Below are 15,490 nucleotides of genomic sequence, written 5' to 3'. Positions count from 1 at the left end.
AGGCGTTAAACAGTGAACGCGTCTTGCAGCAGTCGTTCCTGCTGCTCGGCGTGCTTGGAAGCGTAACCACAGGCTGGCGCGGCAGAAGCCTCGCGACCGGCGTATTCCAGGTTCAGCGCCTTGTTGTGGCGGCCCAGGATACGACGCATGTGGTGCTGGCTGCTGTACCAGGCGCCCTGGTTCATCGGCTCTTCCTGACACCAGACCGCGTGCTTGAGGTTGGTGTACGGCGCCAGGATTTCGACCAGATCGTCTTCCGGGAACGGATACAACTGCTCGATACGCACGATCGCAAGGTCTTCGCGGCCTTCGGCACGACGTTTTTCCAGCAGGTCGTAGTAGACCTTGCCACCACACAGCACCAGGCGCTCGACCTTGGCCGGATCGAGGGTGTCGATTTCCGGAATGACGGTCTGGAACGAACCTTCCGCCAGGTCTTCCAGCGTCGAGACGGCGAGCTTGTGACGCAGCAGCGACTTGGGCGTGAGCACGATCAGCGGCTTGCGCAGCGGGCGAATGACCTGACGACGCAACAGGTGGTAGATCTGCGCCGGCGTGGTCGGCACGCAGACCTGGATGTTCTGCTCTGCACACATCTGCAGGTAACGCTCCAGGCGCGCCGAGGAGTGCTCTGGGCCTTGGCCTTCATAGCCGTGCGGCAACAGCATGGTCAAGCCGCACAGACGGCCCCACTTGTGCTCGCCACTGGTGATGAACTGGTCGATCACCACTTGCGCACCGTTGGCGAAGTCGCCGAACTGGGCTTCCCAGATCACCAACGCGTTCGGCGTGGTGGTGGAGTAGCCGTACTCGAATGCCAGTACCGCTTCCTCGGACAGGAAGGAGTCGTACAGTTCGAAGCGTGGCTGGCCCGGGTACAGGTTCTTCAGCGGTACGTAGGTGCTGGCATCCTTCTGGTTGTGCAGCACCGCGTGACGGTGGGAGAAGGTGCCGCGTCCGATGTCCTGGCCGGTCATGCGGATCGGGTGCCCTTCGAACTGCAGCGTGGCGTAGGCCATGGTCTCGGCGTAGCCCCAGTTGATCGGCAGGCCACCGGCTTGCATCTTCTGGCGATCTTCGTAGATCTTGGCGACCTGACGCTGGACCACGAAACCTTCAGGCAGCTCCAGCAGTTTTGCCGACAGCTCCTGCAGGGTCTTGAGGTCGAAGCGGGTGTCGTGGCGAGCCGTCCAGGCGTGACCCAGGTAGGGGCGCCAGTCCACGAACAACTCGCGGTTCGGCTCCTTGACCAGGCTCTTGACCACATGCAGGCCGTTGTCCAGCGCACTGCGGTAGTCGTCGATCTTGGACTGGGCGCGCTCGGCGTCGATGCGGCCTGCCTGGATGAGGGCTTCGGCGTACAGCTCGCGGGTGGTGCGCTGCTTGGTGATCTGCTGGTACATCAGCGGCTGGGTGCCGTTGGGCTCGTCGGCCTCGTTGTGACCGCGGCGACGGTAGCAAACCAGGTCGATGACCACGTCACGCTTGAACTGCATGCGGTAGTCGACGGCCAGCTGGGTGACGAACAACACGGCTTCCGGATCGTCGCCATTGACGTGCAGGATCGGCGCCTGAATCATCTTGGCCACGTCGGTGGCATACTCGGTCGAGCGCGCATCGAGCGGGTTGCTGATGGTGAAGCCAACCTGATTGTTGATCACGATGTGCACGGTACCGCCGGTCTTGAAACCGCGGGTCTGCGACATCTGGAAGGTTTCCATCACCACGCCCTGGCCTGCGAAGGCCGCGTCGCCGTGAATGGAGATAGGCAGCACCTTGTCGCCAACGCTGTCGTTGCGGCGATCCTGACGGGCGCGCACCGAGCCTTCGACCACAGGCGACACGATTTCAAGGTGGGACGGGTTGAACGCCATGGCCAGGTGGACTTCGCCGCCTGGGGTCATCACGTTCGAAGAGAAGCCCTGGTGATACTTCACGTCACCGGAGCCCAGCTCGTTCATCTTCTTACCTTCGAACTCGTCGAACAGCTCGCGCGGGTTCTTGCCGAAGGTATTGACCAGCACGTTCAGGCGACCACGGTGGGCCATGCCGATGACGACTTCTTTGGTGCCGTAGGAGCCGGAGCGCTGGATCATTTCGTCCAGCATCGGGATCAGGCTTTCGCCACCTTCCAGGCCGAAACGCTTGGTGCCCGGGTACTTGGTCCCCAGGTATTTCTCCAGGCCTTCGCCTGCAGTGACGCGCTCGAGCAGGTGGGACTGCACGTCGGCGGAGAATTCAGGACGGCCACGCACGCTTTCCAGGCGCTGCTGGAACCAGCTGCGCTGCTCGGAATCGACGATGTGGGTGAACTCGGCGCCAATGGTGCGACAATATGTCTTCTGGAGCGCATCGAGGATGTCGCGTAGGCTCGCCTCCTCTTTGCCGATGAACAGGTCGCCGGCACGGAAGGTCGTATCAAGATCGGCATTGGTCAAGCCGTAGTGATTGATCGACAGGTCTACGGGCGCAGGGCGCTGCCACAACCCCAAGGGGTCGAGCTTGGCAGCCTGATGGCCGCGCATACGATAGGCCTGGATCAGTCGCAGCACTTCAACCTGCTTCTTCTCGTGTTCACTGCTCACGCTCCCGGCAGATACCGGCTGGGCGCGGCGCTGGTTCTTTGCCAGCAGTACGAAATGATCGCGGATCGTGGAGTGCGATACGTCGGTAGCGGTGCTGCCGTCGGCGGGCAACTTCTGGAAGTAGGTGCGCCACTCTTCTGGCACAGCGTTAGGGTCGTGCAGGTAGAGTTCGTAGAGCTCTTCCACATATGCAGCGTTACCACCTGAAAGGTGGGCGCTTTCCCACATGCGCTGCATCACGCTTTCTTGCATGCTTGGTCACCCTCGATTAGGGGACTGATCGGCGAGAGCCATGAAAACCTGGAACGGTCCGAAAACAGCGACTGAACCACGCCACCTGGATCCTGCTGATTTTCCGGGTACCAGCCCGGAAAGCCCCTGCTGGTCTCATCTTCATAGGTAATGAACAGGGGCTTTGTGAGCCCCGTTCGGGTTTTACCTCGGTGCGGGCGTTACACCCGCACGTCGGCGTACTGCAGGTACAACGTGTATCAGGTGCCGCTTTGCAGCAGCATGTTACGTACGTGGCCGATTGCCTTGGTCGGATTGAGACCTTTAGGGCAAACGTTGACGCAGTTCATGATCCCGCGGCAGCGGAATACGCTGAACGGGTCATCCAGGGACGCCAGGCGCTCCTGGGTTTTGGTGTCACGGCTGTCGGCCAGGAAACGGTAGGCCTGCAACAGCGCGGCGGGGCCCAGGAACTTGTCCGGGTTCCACCAGAATGACGGGCAGGACGTGGAGCAGCACGCGCACAGGATGCACTCGTACAAGCCGTCCAGCTTGTCACGGTCTTCCGGCGACTGCAGACGTTCGATGGCCGGAGGTGGCGTATCGTTCTGCAGGAACGGCTTCACCTTCTCGTACTGCTTGTAGAAGATGCTCATGTCCACGACCAGGTCACGAATGACCGGCAGGCCAGGCAACGGACGCAGTACCAGCTTGTTGCCCTTGACCACGCCCGACAGCGGGGTGATGCAGGCCAGGCCGTTCTTGCCGTTCATGTTCATGCCATCGGAACCGCACACGCCTTCACGGCAGGAGCGACGGTACGAGAAGCCCTCGTCCTTTTCCTTGATCAGCGCCAATACATCCAGAACCATCAGGTCCTTGCCGCCGGTATCGACGTCGAACGACTCCATCTTGGGGGCCGCGTCGGTGTCGGGGTTGTAGCGATAAACTTCGACTTTCAACATAGCAGCCACCCTTAGTAGGTCCGGATTTTTGGTTCGAAGGCCGGCACGGTCTTCGGCGCAAAGTTGACGCCACGCTTGGCAACGCGCTTGACACCCGGGTAGTACAGGGTGTGGCACAGCCAGTTCTCGTCGTCACGGTCTTCGAAGTCTTCACGGGCGTGAGCGCCGCGCGACTCTTTACGGGCTTCGGCCGCGATGGCGGTAGCTTCGGCAACTTCCAGCAGGTTCTGCAGCTCCAGCGCTTCGATACGCGCGGTGTTGAAGGCCTGGGACTTGTCGTTGATCTTGACGTTGGCAATACGTTCACGCAGGCCAGCCAGTTGCTCGATACCCTTGAGCATGTACTCGCCGGTACGGAACACACCGAAGTAGTTCTGCATGCAGCTCTGCAATTCGCGCTTGAGGCTGGCTACGTCTTCGCCGGTGGAGCGCTCGTTGAGCTTGTTCAGGCGGTTCAGGGCAACGTCGATGTCGGTGTCGCTGGCGTCGAGGTGCTCGATGCCGTCGCTCAGCGCCTTTTCCAGGTGCAGGCCGGCAGCACGGCCGAATACCACCAGGTCGAGCAGCGAGTTGCCGCCCAGGCGGTTTGCACCGTGAACCGATACGCACGCCACTTCACCTACGGCGAACAGGCCAGGAATGATGTGATCATTGCCTTCTTCGTCCATGGTGATGGCCTGGCCATGAATGTTGGTGGCAACACCACCCATCATGTAGTGGCAGGTCGGAACGACCGGCACTGGCGCAACGACAGGGTCAACGTGGGCAAAGGTCTTGGACAGTTCGCAGATGCCTGGCAGACGGCTGTGCAGCACTTCCTCGCCCAGGTGGTCCAGCTTCAGCAGTACGTGGTCCTTGTTCGGGCCCACGCCGTTGCCGGCGATAATTTCCTTGACCATGGAACGGGCAACCACGTCGCGGCCGGCCAGGTCTTTGGCGTTCGGTGCGTAGCGCTCCATGAAGCGCTCGCCGTGGGCGTTGATCAGGTAACCACCCTCACCGCGGCAGCCCTCGGTGACCAGTACGCCGGCGCCGGCGATACCGGTCGGGTGGAACTGCCACATCTCGATGTCCTGCACCGGAACACCGGCGCGCAGTGCCATGCCGATGCCGTCACCGGTATTGATCAGGGCGTTGGTGGTGGAGGCGTAGATACGGCCAGCACCGCCAGTGGCCAGAACGGTGGCCTTGGACTTGATGTACATGGTTTCGCCGGTTTCGATGCAGATCGCGATCACGCCGACGAAGGCGCCTTCCTGGTTCTTCACCAGGTCAACGGCATAGTACTCGTTGAGGAAGGTGGTACCGGCTTTCAGGTTGCCCTGGTACAGGGTGTGCAGCAGCGCGTGACCGGTACGGTCGGAAGCGGCACAGGTACGGGCAGCCTGGCCACCTTTACCGAAGTCCTTGGACTGGCCGCCGAACGGACGCTGGTAGATACGGCCGGTTTCGGTACGCGAGAACGGCAGGCCCATGTGGTCCAGCTCGAAGACCGCAGCCGGGCCTTCCTGGCACATGTATTCGATAGCGTCCTGGTCACCGATGTAGTCCGAGCCCTTGACGGTATCGTACATGTGCCAGCGCCAGTCGTCGTTCGGGTCGGCCGAAGCGATGGCGCAGGTGATGCCGCCCTGGGCGGAGACGGTGTGCGAACGGGTCGGGAAGACCTTGGTGACCACGGCAGTCTTGTGACCGCCCTGGGCCAGCTGCAGCGCTGCGCGCATGCCGGCGCCGCCGCCACCGATGATGATGGCGTCGAAGGAAATGGTTGGAATGCTAGCCATGGATCAGATACCCCAGAGAATCTGCACACCCCAGACGAAGTAAGCGAACATCGCAACGCCGCATACCGCCTGGAACAGGAAACGAATCGCAGTTGCCGACTTGCCGAACGACATAGGCGTCAGGTAGTCGGTAGCAATGGTCCACATGCCGACCCAGGCGTGAGCGCCGAGGGCAACGAGGGCCAGCAGACTGAAGATCCGCATCGCGTTGTTGGAGAACAGGGCATGCCACTGGGCATAGTCGATGCCTGGGTGGGCGACCACGTAGCCGATCAGGAAGATGAAGTAAGCCGCGAGAACGACCGCCGAGACGCGCTGCGCCATCCAGTCATAGAGGCCCGAACGCGACAGGTTCGTGACGTTGGTTACCATACCCAAACTCCCACCAGAACGATCAGCACCACGGAGATGACGATCACGATTTTCGAGCCCAGCTTGCCGCCTTCCAGCGTCTCGCCGACACCCATGTCCATGATCAGGTGACGAACACCTGCCACGAGGTGATAAAGCAGGGCGGACAACAGGCCCCAGGTCACGAACTTGGCCAGCGGGCTGGTCAGACACGCCTTCACTTCACCGAAGCCTTCCTCCGAACCCAGCGACTTGCCCAGTGCATACAGCATGATGGCAAGGCCGATGAACAGAATGACGCCGGAGATACGGTGCAGGATGGACGTGTACGCGGTGACAGGAAGCTTGATGGTCCTTAGGTCTAGGTTTACAGGTCGTTGGCTTTTCACGGCTTTTTTCACACTGAAGAGCCCCTAGCGAATCAGGGCAAAGTTGTTGGTAAGTGTACTGGTCAGGTACCCACCACCCAGGGAACGGCGACCCCCAGCAGGTCGGGCTTGCAAGCCCCTGGCGGTCGGGTGCCGAGTATAGACAGTTAGGCTGCTCATGACAACGTGAGGGGGTAGCCCGAATAGCGCATTGCCTTTAATGAGGAAAAGGCGTAAATGGGCGAGAATTTCGGGAAAAATCAGGCTTGAAGAGCTGATTCAACAAGCCTTTAGGCAAATTGACATCTGAATTTATCCCTCTATAGTGGTGCGGGCCCTGCGTGGGGGGTCTGTCTGATGATTTCAAGCATTAATAGGAGGCCACATGGCTGACAAAAAAGCGCAGTTGGTCATCGAGGGCACTGCCCCCGTCGAGCTGCCCATTTTAACCGGCACGGTTGGTCCTGATGTAATCGACGTCCGCGGGTTGGGGGCCACTGGTCACTTCACCTTCGACCCTGGTTTCATGGCAACGGCCTCGTGCGAGTCGAAGATCACCTACATCGACGGCGACAAGGGTATCCTGCTGCATCGCGGCTATCCCATCGAGCAACTGGCCGAACAGTCCGACTACCTCGAGACCTGCTACCTGCTGCTCAACGGCGAACTGCCCAATGCCGAGCAGAAAGCCCAGTTCGTCAGCACCGTCAAGAACCACACCATGGTTCACGAACAGCTCAAGACGTTCTTCAACGGCTTCCGCCGCGACGCTCACCCGATGGCGGTGATGTGCGGCGTGGTCGGCGCCCTGTCGGCCTTCTACCACGACTCCCTGGACATCAATAACCCGCAACACCGCGAAATTTCCGCGGTGCGCCTGGTCGCCAAGATGCCGACCCTGGCCGCGATGGTGTACAAGTACTCCATGGGCCAGCCCATGATGTACCCGCGCAACGACCTGTCGTATGCGGAAAACTTCCTGCACATGATGTTCAACACCCCGTGCGAGATCAAACCGATCAGCCCGGTGCTGGCCAAGGCAATGGACCGGATTTTCATCCTCCACGCCGACCACGAGCAGAATGCCTCCACCTCCACCGTACGCCTGGCAGGTTCGTCGGGTGCCAACCCGTTCGCCTGCATCGCTGCCGGCATCGCGGCACTCTGGGGCCCGGCCCACGGCGGTGCCAACGAAGCGGTACTGACCATGCTCGATGAGATTGGCGATGTGTCCAACATCGACACCTTCATCGCCAAGGCCAAGGACAAGAACGATCCGTTCAAGCTCATGGGCTTCGGTCATCGCGTCTACAAGAACCGCGACCCGCGCGCCACCGTGATGAAGCAGACCTGCGACGAAGTCCTGCGCGAGCTGGGCATCAAGAACGACCCGCAGCTCGAACTGGCCATGCGCCTGGAAGAGATCGCCCTGACCGATCCTTACTTCATCGAGCGCTCGCTGTACCCGAACGTCGACTTCTACTCAGGCATCATCCTGAAGGCCATCGGCATTCCGACCAGCATGTTCACCGTGATCTTTGCCCTGGCGCGCACCGTAGGCTGGATTTCGCACTGGAAGGAAATGCTCTCCAGCCCGTACAAGATCGGCCGTCCGCGCCAGCTGTACACCGGCGAGGCGAAGCGCGACATCGTGGCACTGACCGACCGCAAGTAAGCGTTCCACGCCCAATGCCAAAAGGCTGCCCTCGGGCAGCCTTTTTCGTAGGTCCAGTGCTGACCGCCTCTTGTGACAGGCGGCCTTCACCCATGCAGCAGAAAAACGTCAGTTTTTCTCAGCGCGCGCCCGAAGCGCCTTGAGCGTATTGAACGGCGCTTCCACCACGAACTTGTTGGCAACCATCGCCGGCACACTGCCGCCTGGCTCGGTATGCACCTGGTACGTGACCTCCGTGCTGTCACCCTTGGGCACCAGCTTCCAGAAACCGTCCACCTTCGCCACCCGCACGAAGCCCTTCTCCTCGGGCACGTAGGCAGGCTCTTCGACGAGGTTGCGCGTAAGGCTGCCATCGGCACTCTTGACCGTTGTTACACGCAGCACGGAGTCGCGTGGGGTCACAGGCCAGGGTGTATTGAACTGGGTGTAGGTCCAGCTCTGGTCACCCTCATGCTTGAGCAGTTTCTGCAACTTGCACTCGTGAATCCAGGCACAAGCCCCGGCCACATCCTCCTGCAACGCCTGAACCTTGGCCAGCGGCGCCTTGATGACGGTCACGCCTCGGTAAGCCTTGTACTTGGAGCCCGGCACTTCACTGAGGGAGACCTTGATGCCCTCCTCGTCCTTGGCCACCTGCCAGTTTTCAGCCAAGGCAACAGGTGCAAACAGAACACTGACGCCACACAGCAGCGCAATACGCTTGAACGATCTCATCATGTTTATCCTTGTTGTCGAAGATCCAGCCTGTCACGCCGCCGTTACCCGCTCCCACCAGCCCAGAATCCTGATCGCCTCTTCATCGTCAGCGCCGCACACCTCGGGATCGGCCTTGAAACCGCCACAGACCGCCGGTCGCTCGGGCTTGCCGAACAGGTCGCACAGGTTCGCAGGGGTAAGGTGCAGACACCTCACCCCTGCCGGTTTGCCCTCGGGCATCAGTGGCATGGCTGAGGTAATGGATGGCGCGATGCAACAGGCGCCGCAGCCTTCGCGGCATTTCATGGCATTCAAGTGAATCAGGACTCCAGAGAACGGGATAGGGCGGCACACACGGATAGTAACCGCTCAAACGGACGTTTGAAATTGCCACCCGGATGAAAATCCACTGACTGGCCGGTCAGTCCCCGCTCACTGACGGTACTCGAAATCGATGGCGGCGCCTTCGACATCCCGGCGACTGTCGTTGCGAAGCTGCAATTGCATTTCGTTGCTGATCAAGCGGCCGTTTAGTTGAAACGGACTGTCGGCTTCGGACTTTTCAACGAACAACGGCGGCAGCAAGGGTTTGCGCTTCTTGATGGGCGATGGCTCACCCACGTTCGGCTGCAAGTTATCGACCAGCTCGGTCGGCAAGCTCAGGTCGAGGTTGGTTTTAGGCAATGGCTTGGCCACTTGCTTACTGACCTTTTTGTGCGTCGATTTAGCGCGCTTGCTGACTGCCTTGCGAGCACTTTGCTGTGCCTTGGGCTTGACTTGCGCTTTACCCGTAGCGGACTGTGCCTGGCTTGCTGGCTGGGCAGCCTGGGCTGGGCTGCCCGGCAGAACCGCAGGCAGCAGACACAAGACCATCAGATACCGGCGCAGTGCGTTCATGGCAAATGGACAGAACCCCATGGAAAATGCGTATGCTCCCTGTTCCGCAGCCGCCTGGCAAGCCTCACAAAAGTGGGGTTGCAGGCTCCCTGCACAATTGTTGTGCCAGTAGTCCCAAGGTGATGACTGCGCGCTCGGCCTCCTTGTTCCATGGAATCCCGCAGTTCAGGCGGATACAGTGGTTGAACTGTTCGGTGTTACTGAAAATCAGCCCCGGCGCAATGCTGATACCCTGCTCCAGTGCCCGCACGTGCAGCTCCTGGGTATTGACCCGGCCAGGCAAGCTCACCCAGAGAATGAAGCCGCCCGTTGGGCGCGTCATCTGAGTGCCCTCCGGGAAGTGCTGCTGCACCGCCAACTGATAAGCACTGAGGTTCTTGCGGTACTCCTGGCGAATGAAGCGAAGATGGCGATCATAACCACCGTTTTCCAGGTAAGCCGCTACCGCCATCTGGGTCACGCTGCACGCCGAATGGGTGGTGAAGGTCTGCAAGCGCTGGATCTCGTCCTGGTAGCGGCCTGCAATCATCCAGCCCACCCGCACGCCAGGCGACAGCGTCTTGGAGAAGCTTGAGCAGTAGATGACCCTGTCCAGACGATCGAACGCCTTCAAGGCCTTGGTCTTGCCCTGCTCGAACATCAACTCGCCATAGATGTCATCTTCGACGATCTGGATGTCGTAGTCCGATGCCAGGCGCAGCAACTGCTTTTGCCGCTCTTCAGGAACGGTCCCTCCTAGCGGGTTGCTCAACCGCGCGGTCAACACCAACGCCTTGATGGACCATTGGTTGGCGGCCAGTTGCAAGGCTTCGAGACTGATGCCGGTCGAGGGGTCGCTGGGGATCTCGATCACTTTCAATCCGAGCAAGTCCGCCAATTGCAGAAGACCGTAGTAGGTCGGCGACTCGGCCGCGATCAGGTCGCCGGGCTTGGTGAGCACACGCAGCGACATCTGCAAGGCATCGACACAGCCATGGGTGACGATCACCTCCTGTGGGTCGACCAGCACGCCGGCGTCGCGCATGCGAATGGCGATCTGCCGACGCAGGGGCTCGAAGCCTGGGCTGAACATGTAGCTGAAGGCGCGCGGGCTGTGAAAGCGTGTCACCTTGGCCAGTTGCTGGTGCAAGGCTCGCACGGGCAGATAGTCGACATGTGGCACGGCCGCGCCGAAGGCGAATACGCCATCGCGGCGCGCCTCGGTCAGCACCTGCTGGATGATGCTGGCCCGGGTCACCAGACCGGGGCGCTCCACGCGCGCGATGTCCGGCGTGGGTGCCGTTAGCGCCGGGGTCTGATGCACATAGTAACCAGACTGGGGACGCGCGCGAATCAGCCCCTGGTCCTCCAGGTTGGCATACGCTTGAAGGACGGTGGCATGGCTGACATTGAGCTGCGCACTCATCTTGCGCACCGAAGGCACCCGTTCGCCGGGCTGGTAGACACCGCGCCGGATGTCTTCGGCCAGTTGCTGGGCGATACGCTGGTATAACAGCAGGTTGGTCATGGCTGGATCTCGACGCGCGGACAGGCTCATTATTCTTGTGTCGCTCACTGCGGTTCAGGATACCGGAACAGTTGCAAAGTGTACTGGGACAGATGACAGAATAGTCAACGGTACACGTGCTTGGAAGCGATTTGCAGCACCCGCACGTTAACGGTGTGCGGGCATGCTGGTCATGGGCCTATCCGGCAGGTGGCAAGCGCCCACAAGTCATTCACGCGCAGGGGCAACGGCGGCCATGCACTGCCCATTTCGACGGCCAGCATGACCCATTGCCCGGGCCTGACACCCAGCCGTCAGCGTGCTGGCGCGAGCTTGCCCTTGTCGTCGGAGAACACGATCTCGACCCGCCGATTCTGCGCCCTGCCCCGCTCCGAGGCGTTGACCTCAACCGGGTATTGGTCGCCATAGCCCTCGACTTGCATCCGTTTTTCATCGATGCCCAGGTCGGCCAGCATATCGGCCACGGCCTGCGCCCGGTCGCGGGACAGCTTGAGATTTTCTTCAGGCGTGCCAGTGCTGTCGGTATAACCTTCGATGCGCACTATGCGGCGGGGGTTGAGCTGGAGGAACTGCACAAGCTTTAGCACCGTCCGGCTGGCCGAGTTCTTGAGGTCGGCGCTGCCGGTATCGAACAGTACGTCACCCAGCGTCATGACCAAGCCACGGTCGGGCTGCTCCGACGCCAGTGCGACGATCTGCGACTCGACCCATTTGCCCTGTTGCTGCACGCTGGCCAGCTTGGCCTCGCGCAGCGCCAGTTGCAGCCGTTGGCGTTCCAAGTCGAGCTTGGCCTGGCGCTCCTGATTCAGCGCAAGCTTGGCGTGCTCACTGGCAATTTCGCTGTAGCGTTGACTGAGGTAGGCGTAATGGCGCACATCGGCACCGGTACCCATGTAGCTGGACAAACGCTCGGCGCGCGACAGCGACTCGCCGGCGCGAATCACATCACGCGGCGCGCTGCGCAGCACATCCGAGTCATCCTTGACCTTCTGGAAGCTGGCAGCGGCTTGATCCAGCGCGGCCGTGCTGCGCTGGCTGGCGCAACCGGTCAGGCCTGCTGCAAGGGCCAGCAACGTCAGTACCGTGAAAGAACCACGCGCCATCATGGCTGCACCTCCAATTGTTTGCGCAGCCGCTTGATCCTCGATTGCAGCAGTTGCAACTGCTCGTCGCTCTTTTGGTTCAGCACTTGTGCCTCGGCCAGCCGAGCATCGAGCTCAGCCTGTTCGGCGCGCATGCGAGCGTCGCGAAAATCCTGTGTGAGCATGTTTGTACGAGCACGTCCCAGTTTGTCTTCGGCCAGCTTGAACGCTTCGACCTGGTCGGTAGCACCAACCGCTCTTGCTTGTTCCAGGGCCTGCTCGGAGAGGCGCATCTGCTCATCCGGGGCAGGGTCGTTGGCACAGCCAGCCAGGGCAAGCATGGCCATGGCAAGGATCAAAGGTTGGGTTTTCACGCGATCTTCCTAGTGTTTGGGGGCGTCGCCCTGCACCTGCAATTGCGCCTTCCAGCGCTCGAGATTGGTCTGCAGCACAGCATCGGACGTACCGGAGATGGGCAATTCTGTCAGTTTTTTCGCCAAATGCCCACGCAGCCAACTGTCGTTGCACGCCGAGTCATGGGACAGCGCCACGTATAGCCCGGGTCGATCAACGGGTAAGCCGCGGGCAATCAGGGCATCGTTCATGCCCAGGCTCTGGACCATGGCCATGCCCGAGTAACGACCGGCTAGCACGTAGTCCACTTGGCCGAGCACCAACTTCTGAAAGGCCTGGGTCAGATTCTGCGCCATCACCGGTTTCAACTGGTCTTTGGCAAACGCGGTGAACGCGGGGGTCAACCGCGCGCGCTCCGAAAGACTCCCCCGATACCGCGCAAGGTCGGCTGGGCCATCGAAGGTCAACTCGGCATCGTGCCGCGTCCATACCAGGTACTCATTGAGTTGCAACGGCGGGTGGATATAGTCCAGCGATGTCAATTGCTCAACTTGCAACGGCGCATCGAGCAGCAGATCCATGCGCCCGCTGCGCACCTCCTCAAGGGCCTGGTCGCGCCGGCCGGCATTGAGCACCTCCACCTTGATACCCAGCTCCCCCGCGACTTGGCGCAGCAAGTCGACGTTGGCGCCAATCAGGTGCTTAGGGTCTTTAGGATCCTGCCACGAATAGGGCGGCGCGTCGGGGCTGCCGGTGGCCACCAGGCGTTCGCACTTGCCTGCCGCCATCGCCAGTGGCGATACCAGAACTGTCATGCAGGCCAGCGCCCTGCCCGTTGCACCCAACCTCATCCCACACTCCTCGACCATAAAAAAACCCGGCCCTCAACAAGAGGGCCGGGTTCTTTATAAGTGAAGCCAGCGGATCAGACCAGCTTTTCCAGCTCCGGCACGGCTTCGAACAGGTCGGCAACCAGGCCGTAGTCGGCCACCTGGAAGATCGGTGCCTCTTCGTCCTTGTTGATCGCCACGATCACCTTGGAGTCCTTCATACCGGCCAGGTGCTGGATGGCGCCCGAGATACCGACGGCGATGTACAACTGCGGAGCGACGATCTTGCCGGTCTGGCCGACCTGCATGTCGTTGGGCACGAAGCCCGCATCGACCGCTGCACGGGAAGCGCCAACAGCGGCACCCAGTTTGTCGGCCAAGCTGTACAGGTGGCTGAAGTTATCGCCGTTACCCATGCCGCGCCCGCCAGAAACGACGATTTTGGCAGCGGTCAGCTCAGGACGATCGGACTTGGCCAGCTCTTCGGAAACGAACGCCGAGATGCCAGCATCGTGGGCAGCACCCACCGCCTCGACAGCGGCGGCGCCACCCTCGGCAGCCACGGCATCAAAGCCGGTCGTGCGCACGGTGATGACCTTCACGCTGGCGCTCGACTGCACGGTAGCGATGGCGTTACCCGCGTAGATCGGGCGCTTGAAGGTGTCGGCAGATTCGACCGAGATGATTTCGGAGATCTGATCGACGTCCAGCAGCGCTGCAACGCGCGGCAGGGTGTTCTTGCCATTGGTGGTGGCCGGGGCCAGCACGTGGCTGTAGCCCTGGGCAAGCTCGACGATCAACGGCGCAACGTTCTCGGGCAGCGCATGGGCGTAAGCGGCATTATCGGCGACCAGAACCTTGGCCACGCCGGCGATCTTGGCGGCGGATTCGCCAATGGCACCTACGTTGTGACCGGCGACCAGTACGTGCACATCACCACCAATCTTGGCGGCAGCAGCAACGGTATTGAGGGTGGACGGCGCTACGGCACCGTTCTCGTATTCAGCGACAACCAGGATAGTCATTTAGATTACCTTCGCTTCGTTCTTCAGCTTCTCGACCAGTTCGGCCACCGATTTGACCTTGATGCCAGCGCCACGGGCAGCGGGTGCTTCGACTTTCAGGGTCTTGTTGGTAGAGGCCAGGGAAACGCCCAGCGCATCCGGCGTCAGGGTCTCGAGCGGCTTCTTCTTGGCCTTCATGATGTTGGGCAACGACGCGTAGCGCGGCTCGTTCAGGCGCAGGTCGGTGGTGACGATGGCCGGCAGGTTGAGCGCGACGGTTTGCAGGCCGCCGTCGATTTCACGGGTGACGTTGAGCTTGTCGCCAGCGACTTCGACCTTGGACGCGAAAGTGCCCTGGGCGTAACCGGTCAGTGCGGCGAGCATCTGGCCAGTCTGGTTGTTGTCACTGTCGATGGCCTGCTTGCCGAGGATGACCAGCTGCGGCTGCTCCTTGTCGACCACGGCCTTGAGCGCCTTGGCCACTGCCAGGGAGTTCAGTTCGTCGGCTGCTTCGACCAGGATGGCGCGGTCGGCACCCAGCGCCAGGGCGGTACGCAACTGCTCCTGGGCGGTAGTCGGGCCGACGGATACGACGACGATCTCGGTCGCAACGCCTTTTTCTTTCAGGCGAACGGCCTCTTCCACGGCAATTTCGCAGAAGGGGTTCATGGACATCTTGACGTTAGCAAGGTCGACGCCGGAGTTGTCCGCCTTGACGCGAACCTTGACGTTGTAGTCGACCACTCGTTTGACAGCTACAAGAACCTTCATGGATTCCTCGTTACTCTCCGGTGAATAGATAGTCGCCTGGGACTAGGCCCTGCGATACGCGTGGGTACAAGGGCACCTCTGGAAACAAGCCGCAGACGAAGTTTTCATGGTGAACGCAACCAAGTGCGTCCCGGCGTTCGCCGACCCATCACTGATGTGCACATGCCTGGGGCAAAAATGCACGCGGGTCATTTGCTGTCGTGGCGTGTAGACTTCACTACAAACCGCTTGAACGCTTGAAAACCCTGCTCCACACCTGGTCTTTAGAGGTGTACCTGCGCCCGGCTGCAAGCCTACGGCGAACGTGAAACCGCTCGTATCTTGACCGTATCACCCCATCCGGTCAATACGGCAAATCGGTCACCTTCCAGCCGCCTCCCTTTGATTTTA

15 protein-coding genes are annotated in these 15,490 nt (G+C 60.9%); 1 reads left to right on the top strand and 14 read right to left on the bottom strand.

Annotation, left to right across the window (positions count from 1 at the left end; genetic code table 11):
- Positions 1-5 precede the first annotated feature (5 nt).
- From FS767_RS09910 to sdhC, 5 genes are all read right to left on the bottom strand, one after another.
- On the bottom strand, positions 6-2,837 hold the full coding sequence (locus FS767_RS09910; protein WP_144965078.1) for a 2-oxoglutarate dehydrogenase E1 component: 2,832 nt from the start codon (positions 2,835-2,837) through the stop codon (positions 6-8).
- A 239-nt stretch (positions 2,838-3,076) separates the two neighbouring features.
- Positions 3,077-3,781 (bottom strand): succinate dehydrogenase iron-sulfur subunit, encoded by a 705-nt coding sequence (locus FS767_RS09905; protein WP_023533615.1) that lies wholly within the window; start codon positions 3,779-3,781, stop codon positions 3,077-3,079.
- 11 nt (positions 3,782-3,792) lie between these two features.
- Positions 3,793-5,565, bottom strand: a complete 1,773-nt coding sequence (sdhA, locus tag FS767_RS09900) for a succinate dehydrogenase flavoprotein subunit (RefSeq protein ID WP_058602663.1) — start codon at positions 5,563-5,565, stop codon at positions 3,793-3,795.
- A 3-nt stretch (positions 5,566-5,568) separates the two neighbouring features.
- Complete coding sequence (gene sdhD / locus FS767_RS09895) at positions 5,569-5,937, bottom strand: succinate dehydrogenase, hydrophobic membrane anchor protein (protein ID WP_023533603.1); 369 nt, start codon at positions 5,935-5,937, stop codon at positions 5,569-5,571.
- Positions 5,931-6,317 carry a succinate dehydrogenase, cytochrome b556 subunit gene (gene sdhC, locus FS767_RS09890; RefSeq protein ID WP_088523617.1) on the bottom strand — a complete coding sequence of 129 codons (387 nt, stop codon included), beginning with the start codon at positions 6,315-6,317 and terminating at the stop codon, positions 5,931-5,933. The genes sdhD and sdhC overlap by 7 nt, the downstream gene beginning before the upstream one ends.
- A 352-nt stretch (positions 6,318-6,669) precedes the next feature.
- Between sdhC and gltA the strand changes: the two genes are divergently transcribed.
- Positions 6,670-7,959 (top strand): citrate synthase, encoded by a 1,290-nt coding sequence (gene gltA / locus FS767_RS09885; RefSeq protein WP_023533602.1) that lies wholly within the window; start codon positions 6,670-6,672, stop codon positions 7,957-7,959.
- A gap of 108 nt (positions 7,960-8,067) precedes the next feature.
- On the opposite strand, the gene FS767_RS09880 is transcribed toward gltA, so the two are convergent.
- The 9 genes from FS767_RS09880 to FS767_RS09840 all read right to left on the bottom strand — a co-directional run bounded on the left by FS767_RS09880 (position 8,068) and on the right by FS767_RS09840 (position 15,100).
- Positions 8,068-8,673, bottom strand: a complete 606-nt coding sequence (locus FS767_RS09880; protein ID WP_058602662.1) for an START domain-containing protein — start codon at positions 8,671-8,673, stop codon at positions 8,068-8,070.
- Between the two features lie 33 nt (positions 8,674-8,706).
- The gene (locus tag FS767_RS09875; protein ID WP_144965203.1) at positions 8,707-8,961 is read right to left on the bottom strand and encodes a YkgJ family cysteine cluster protein; all 255 of its coding nucleotides are present in this window, start codon (positions 8,959-8,961) and stop codon (positions 8,707-8,709) included.
- Positions 8,962-9,087: 126 nt separating this feature from the next.
- Positions 9,088-9,552, bottom strand: a complete 465-nt coding sequence (locus tag FS767_RS09870; RefSeq protein ID WP_144965076.1) for a hypothetical protein — start codon at positions 9,550-9,552, stop codon at positions 9,088-9,090.
- A 64-nt stretch (positions 9,553-9,616) separates the two neighbouring features.
- Positions 9,617-11,059 carry a PLP-dependent aminotransferase family protein gene (locus FS767_RS09865; protein ID WP_058602659.1) on the bottom strand — a complete coding sequence of 481 codons (1,443 nt, stop codon included), beginning with the start codon at positions 11,057-11,059 and terminating at the stop codon, positions 9,617-9,619.
- A 293-nt stretch (positions 11,060-11,352) separates the two neighbouring features.
- Entirely contained in the window at positions 11,353-12,162 is an 810-nt protein-coding gene (locus FS767_RS09860) for an OmpA family protein (protein WP_100852658.1), read from the bottom strand.
- Positions 12,162-12,515, bottom strand: a complete 354-nt coding sequence (locus FS767_RS09855; RefSeq protein ID WP_144965074.1) for a DUF4398 domain-containing protein — start codon at positions 12,513-12,515, stop codon at positions 12,162-12,164. Before FS767_RS09855 ends, FS767_RS09860 begins: the two co-directional genes overlap by 1 nt.
- A gap of 9 nt (positions 12,516-12,524) precedes the next feature.
- A complete protein-coding gene (locus tag FS767_RS09850) occupies positions 12,525-13,346 on the bottom strand; it encodes an ABC transporter substrate-binding protein (RefSeq protein ID WP_058602656.1) in 822 nt (273 codons plus the stop codon).
- A 74-nt stretch (positions 13,347-13,420) separates the two neighbouring features.
- On the bottom strand, positions 13,421-14,350 hold the full coding sequence (locus FS767_RS09845; protein WP_058602655.1) for an electron transfer flavoprotein subunit alpha/FixB family protein: 930 nt from the start codon (positions 14,348-14,350) through the stop codon (positions 13,421-13,423).
- A complete protein-coding gene (locus FS767_RS09840; protein ID WP_023533596.1) occupies positions 14,351-15,100 on the bottom strand; it encodes an electron transfer flavoprotein subunit beta/FixA family protein in 750 nt (249 codons plus the stop codon).
- Positions 15,101-15,490: the final 390 nt, after the last annotated feature.

Origin of the sequence: Pseudomonas sp. DE0010 (genome assembly GCF_007680745.1) — a bacterium.
Lineage (GTDB): Bacteria > Pseudomonadota > Gammaproteobacteria > Pseudomonadales > Pseudomonadaceae > Aquipseudomonas > Aquipseudomonas parafulva_B.
This window is presented reverse-complemented; position numbering and strand designations above follow the sequence as displayed.

Excerpts from the sequence above, each read along its gene's own strand:
- sdhA (WP_058602663.1), bottom strand. The coding sequence starts at position 5,565 with ATGGCTAGCATTCCAACCATTTCCTTCGACGCCATCATCATCGGTGGC.
- FS767_RS09860 (WP_100852658.1), bottom strand. The coding sequence starts at position 12,162 with ATGGCGCGTGGTTCTTTCACGGTACTGACGTTGCTGGCCCTTGCAGCA.
- FS767_RS09880 (WP_058602662.1), bottom strand. The coding sequence starts at position 8,673 with ATGAGATCGTTCAAGCGTATTGCGCTGCTGTGTGGCGTCAGTGTTCTG.
- FS767_RS09840 (WP_023533596.1), bottom strand. The coding sequence starts at position 15,100 with ATGAAGGTTCTTGTAGCTGTCAAACGAGTGGTCGACTACAACGTCAAG.
- FS767_RS09845 (WP_058602655.1), bottom strand. The coding sequence starts at position 14,350 with ATGACTATCCTGGTTGTCGCTGAATACGAGAACGGTGCCGTAGCGCCG.
- sdhD (WP_023533603.1), bottom strand. The coding sequence starts at position 5,937 with ATGGTAACCAACGTCACGAACCTGTCGCGTTCGGGCCTCTATGACTGG.
- FS767_RS09865 (WP_058602659.1), bottom strand. The coding sequence starts at position 11,059 with ATGACCAACCTGCTGTTATACCAGCGTATCGCCCAGCAACTGGCCGAA.
- gltA (WP_023533602.1), top strand. The coding sequence starts at position 6,670 with ATGGCTGACAAAAAAGCGCAGTTGGTCATCGAGGGCACTGCCCCCGTC.
- FS767_RS09850 (WP_058602656.1), bottom strand. The coding sequence starts at position 13,346 with ATGAGGTTGGGTGCAACGGGCAGGGCGCTGGCCTGCATGACAGTTCTG.
- FS767_RS09870 (WP_144965076.1), bottom strand. The coding sequence starts at position 9,552 with ATGAACGCACTGCGCCGGTATCTGATGGTCTTGTGTCTGCTGCCTGCG.
- FS767_RS09910 (WP_144965078.1), bottom strand. The coding sequence starts at position 2,837 with ATGCAAGAAAGCGTGATGCAGCGCATGTGGGAAAGCGCCCACCTTTCA.
- FS767_RS09905 (WP_023533615.1), bottom strand. The coding sequence starts at position 3,781 with ATGTTGAAAGTCGAAGTTTATCGCTACAACCCCGACACCGACGCGGCC.
- FS767_RS09875 (WP_144965203.1), bottom strand. The coding sequence starts at position 8,961 with ATGAAATGCCGCGAAGGCTGCGGCGCCTGTTGCATCGCGCCATCCATT.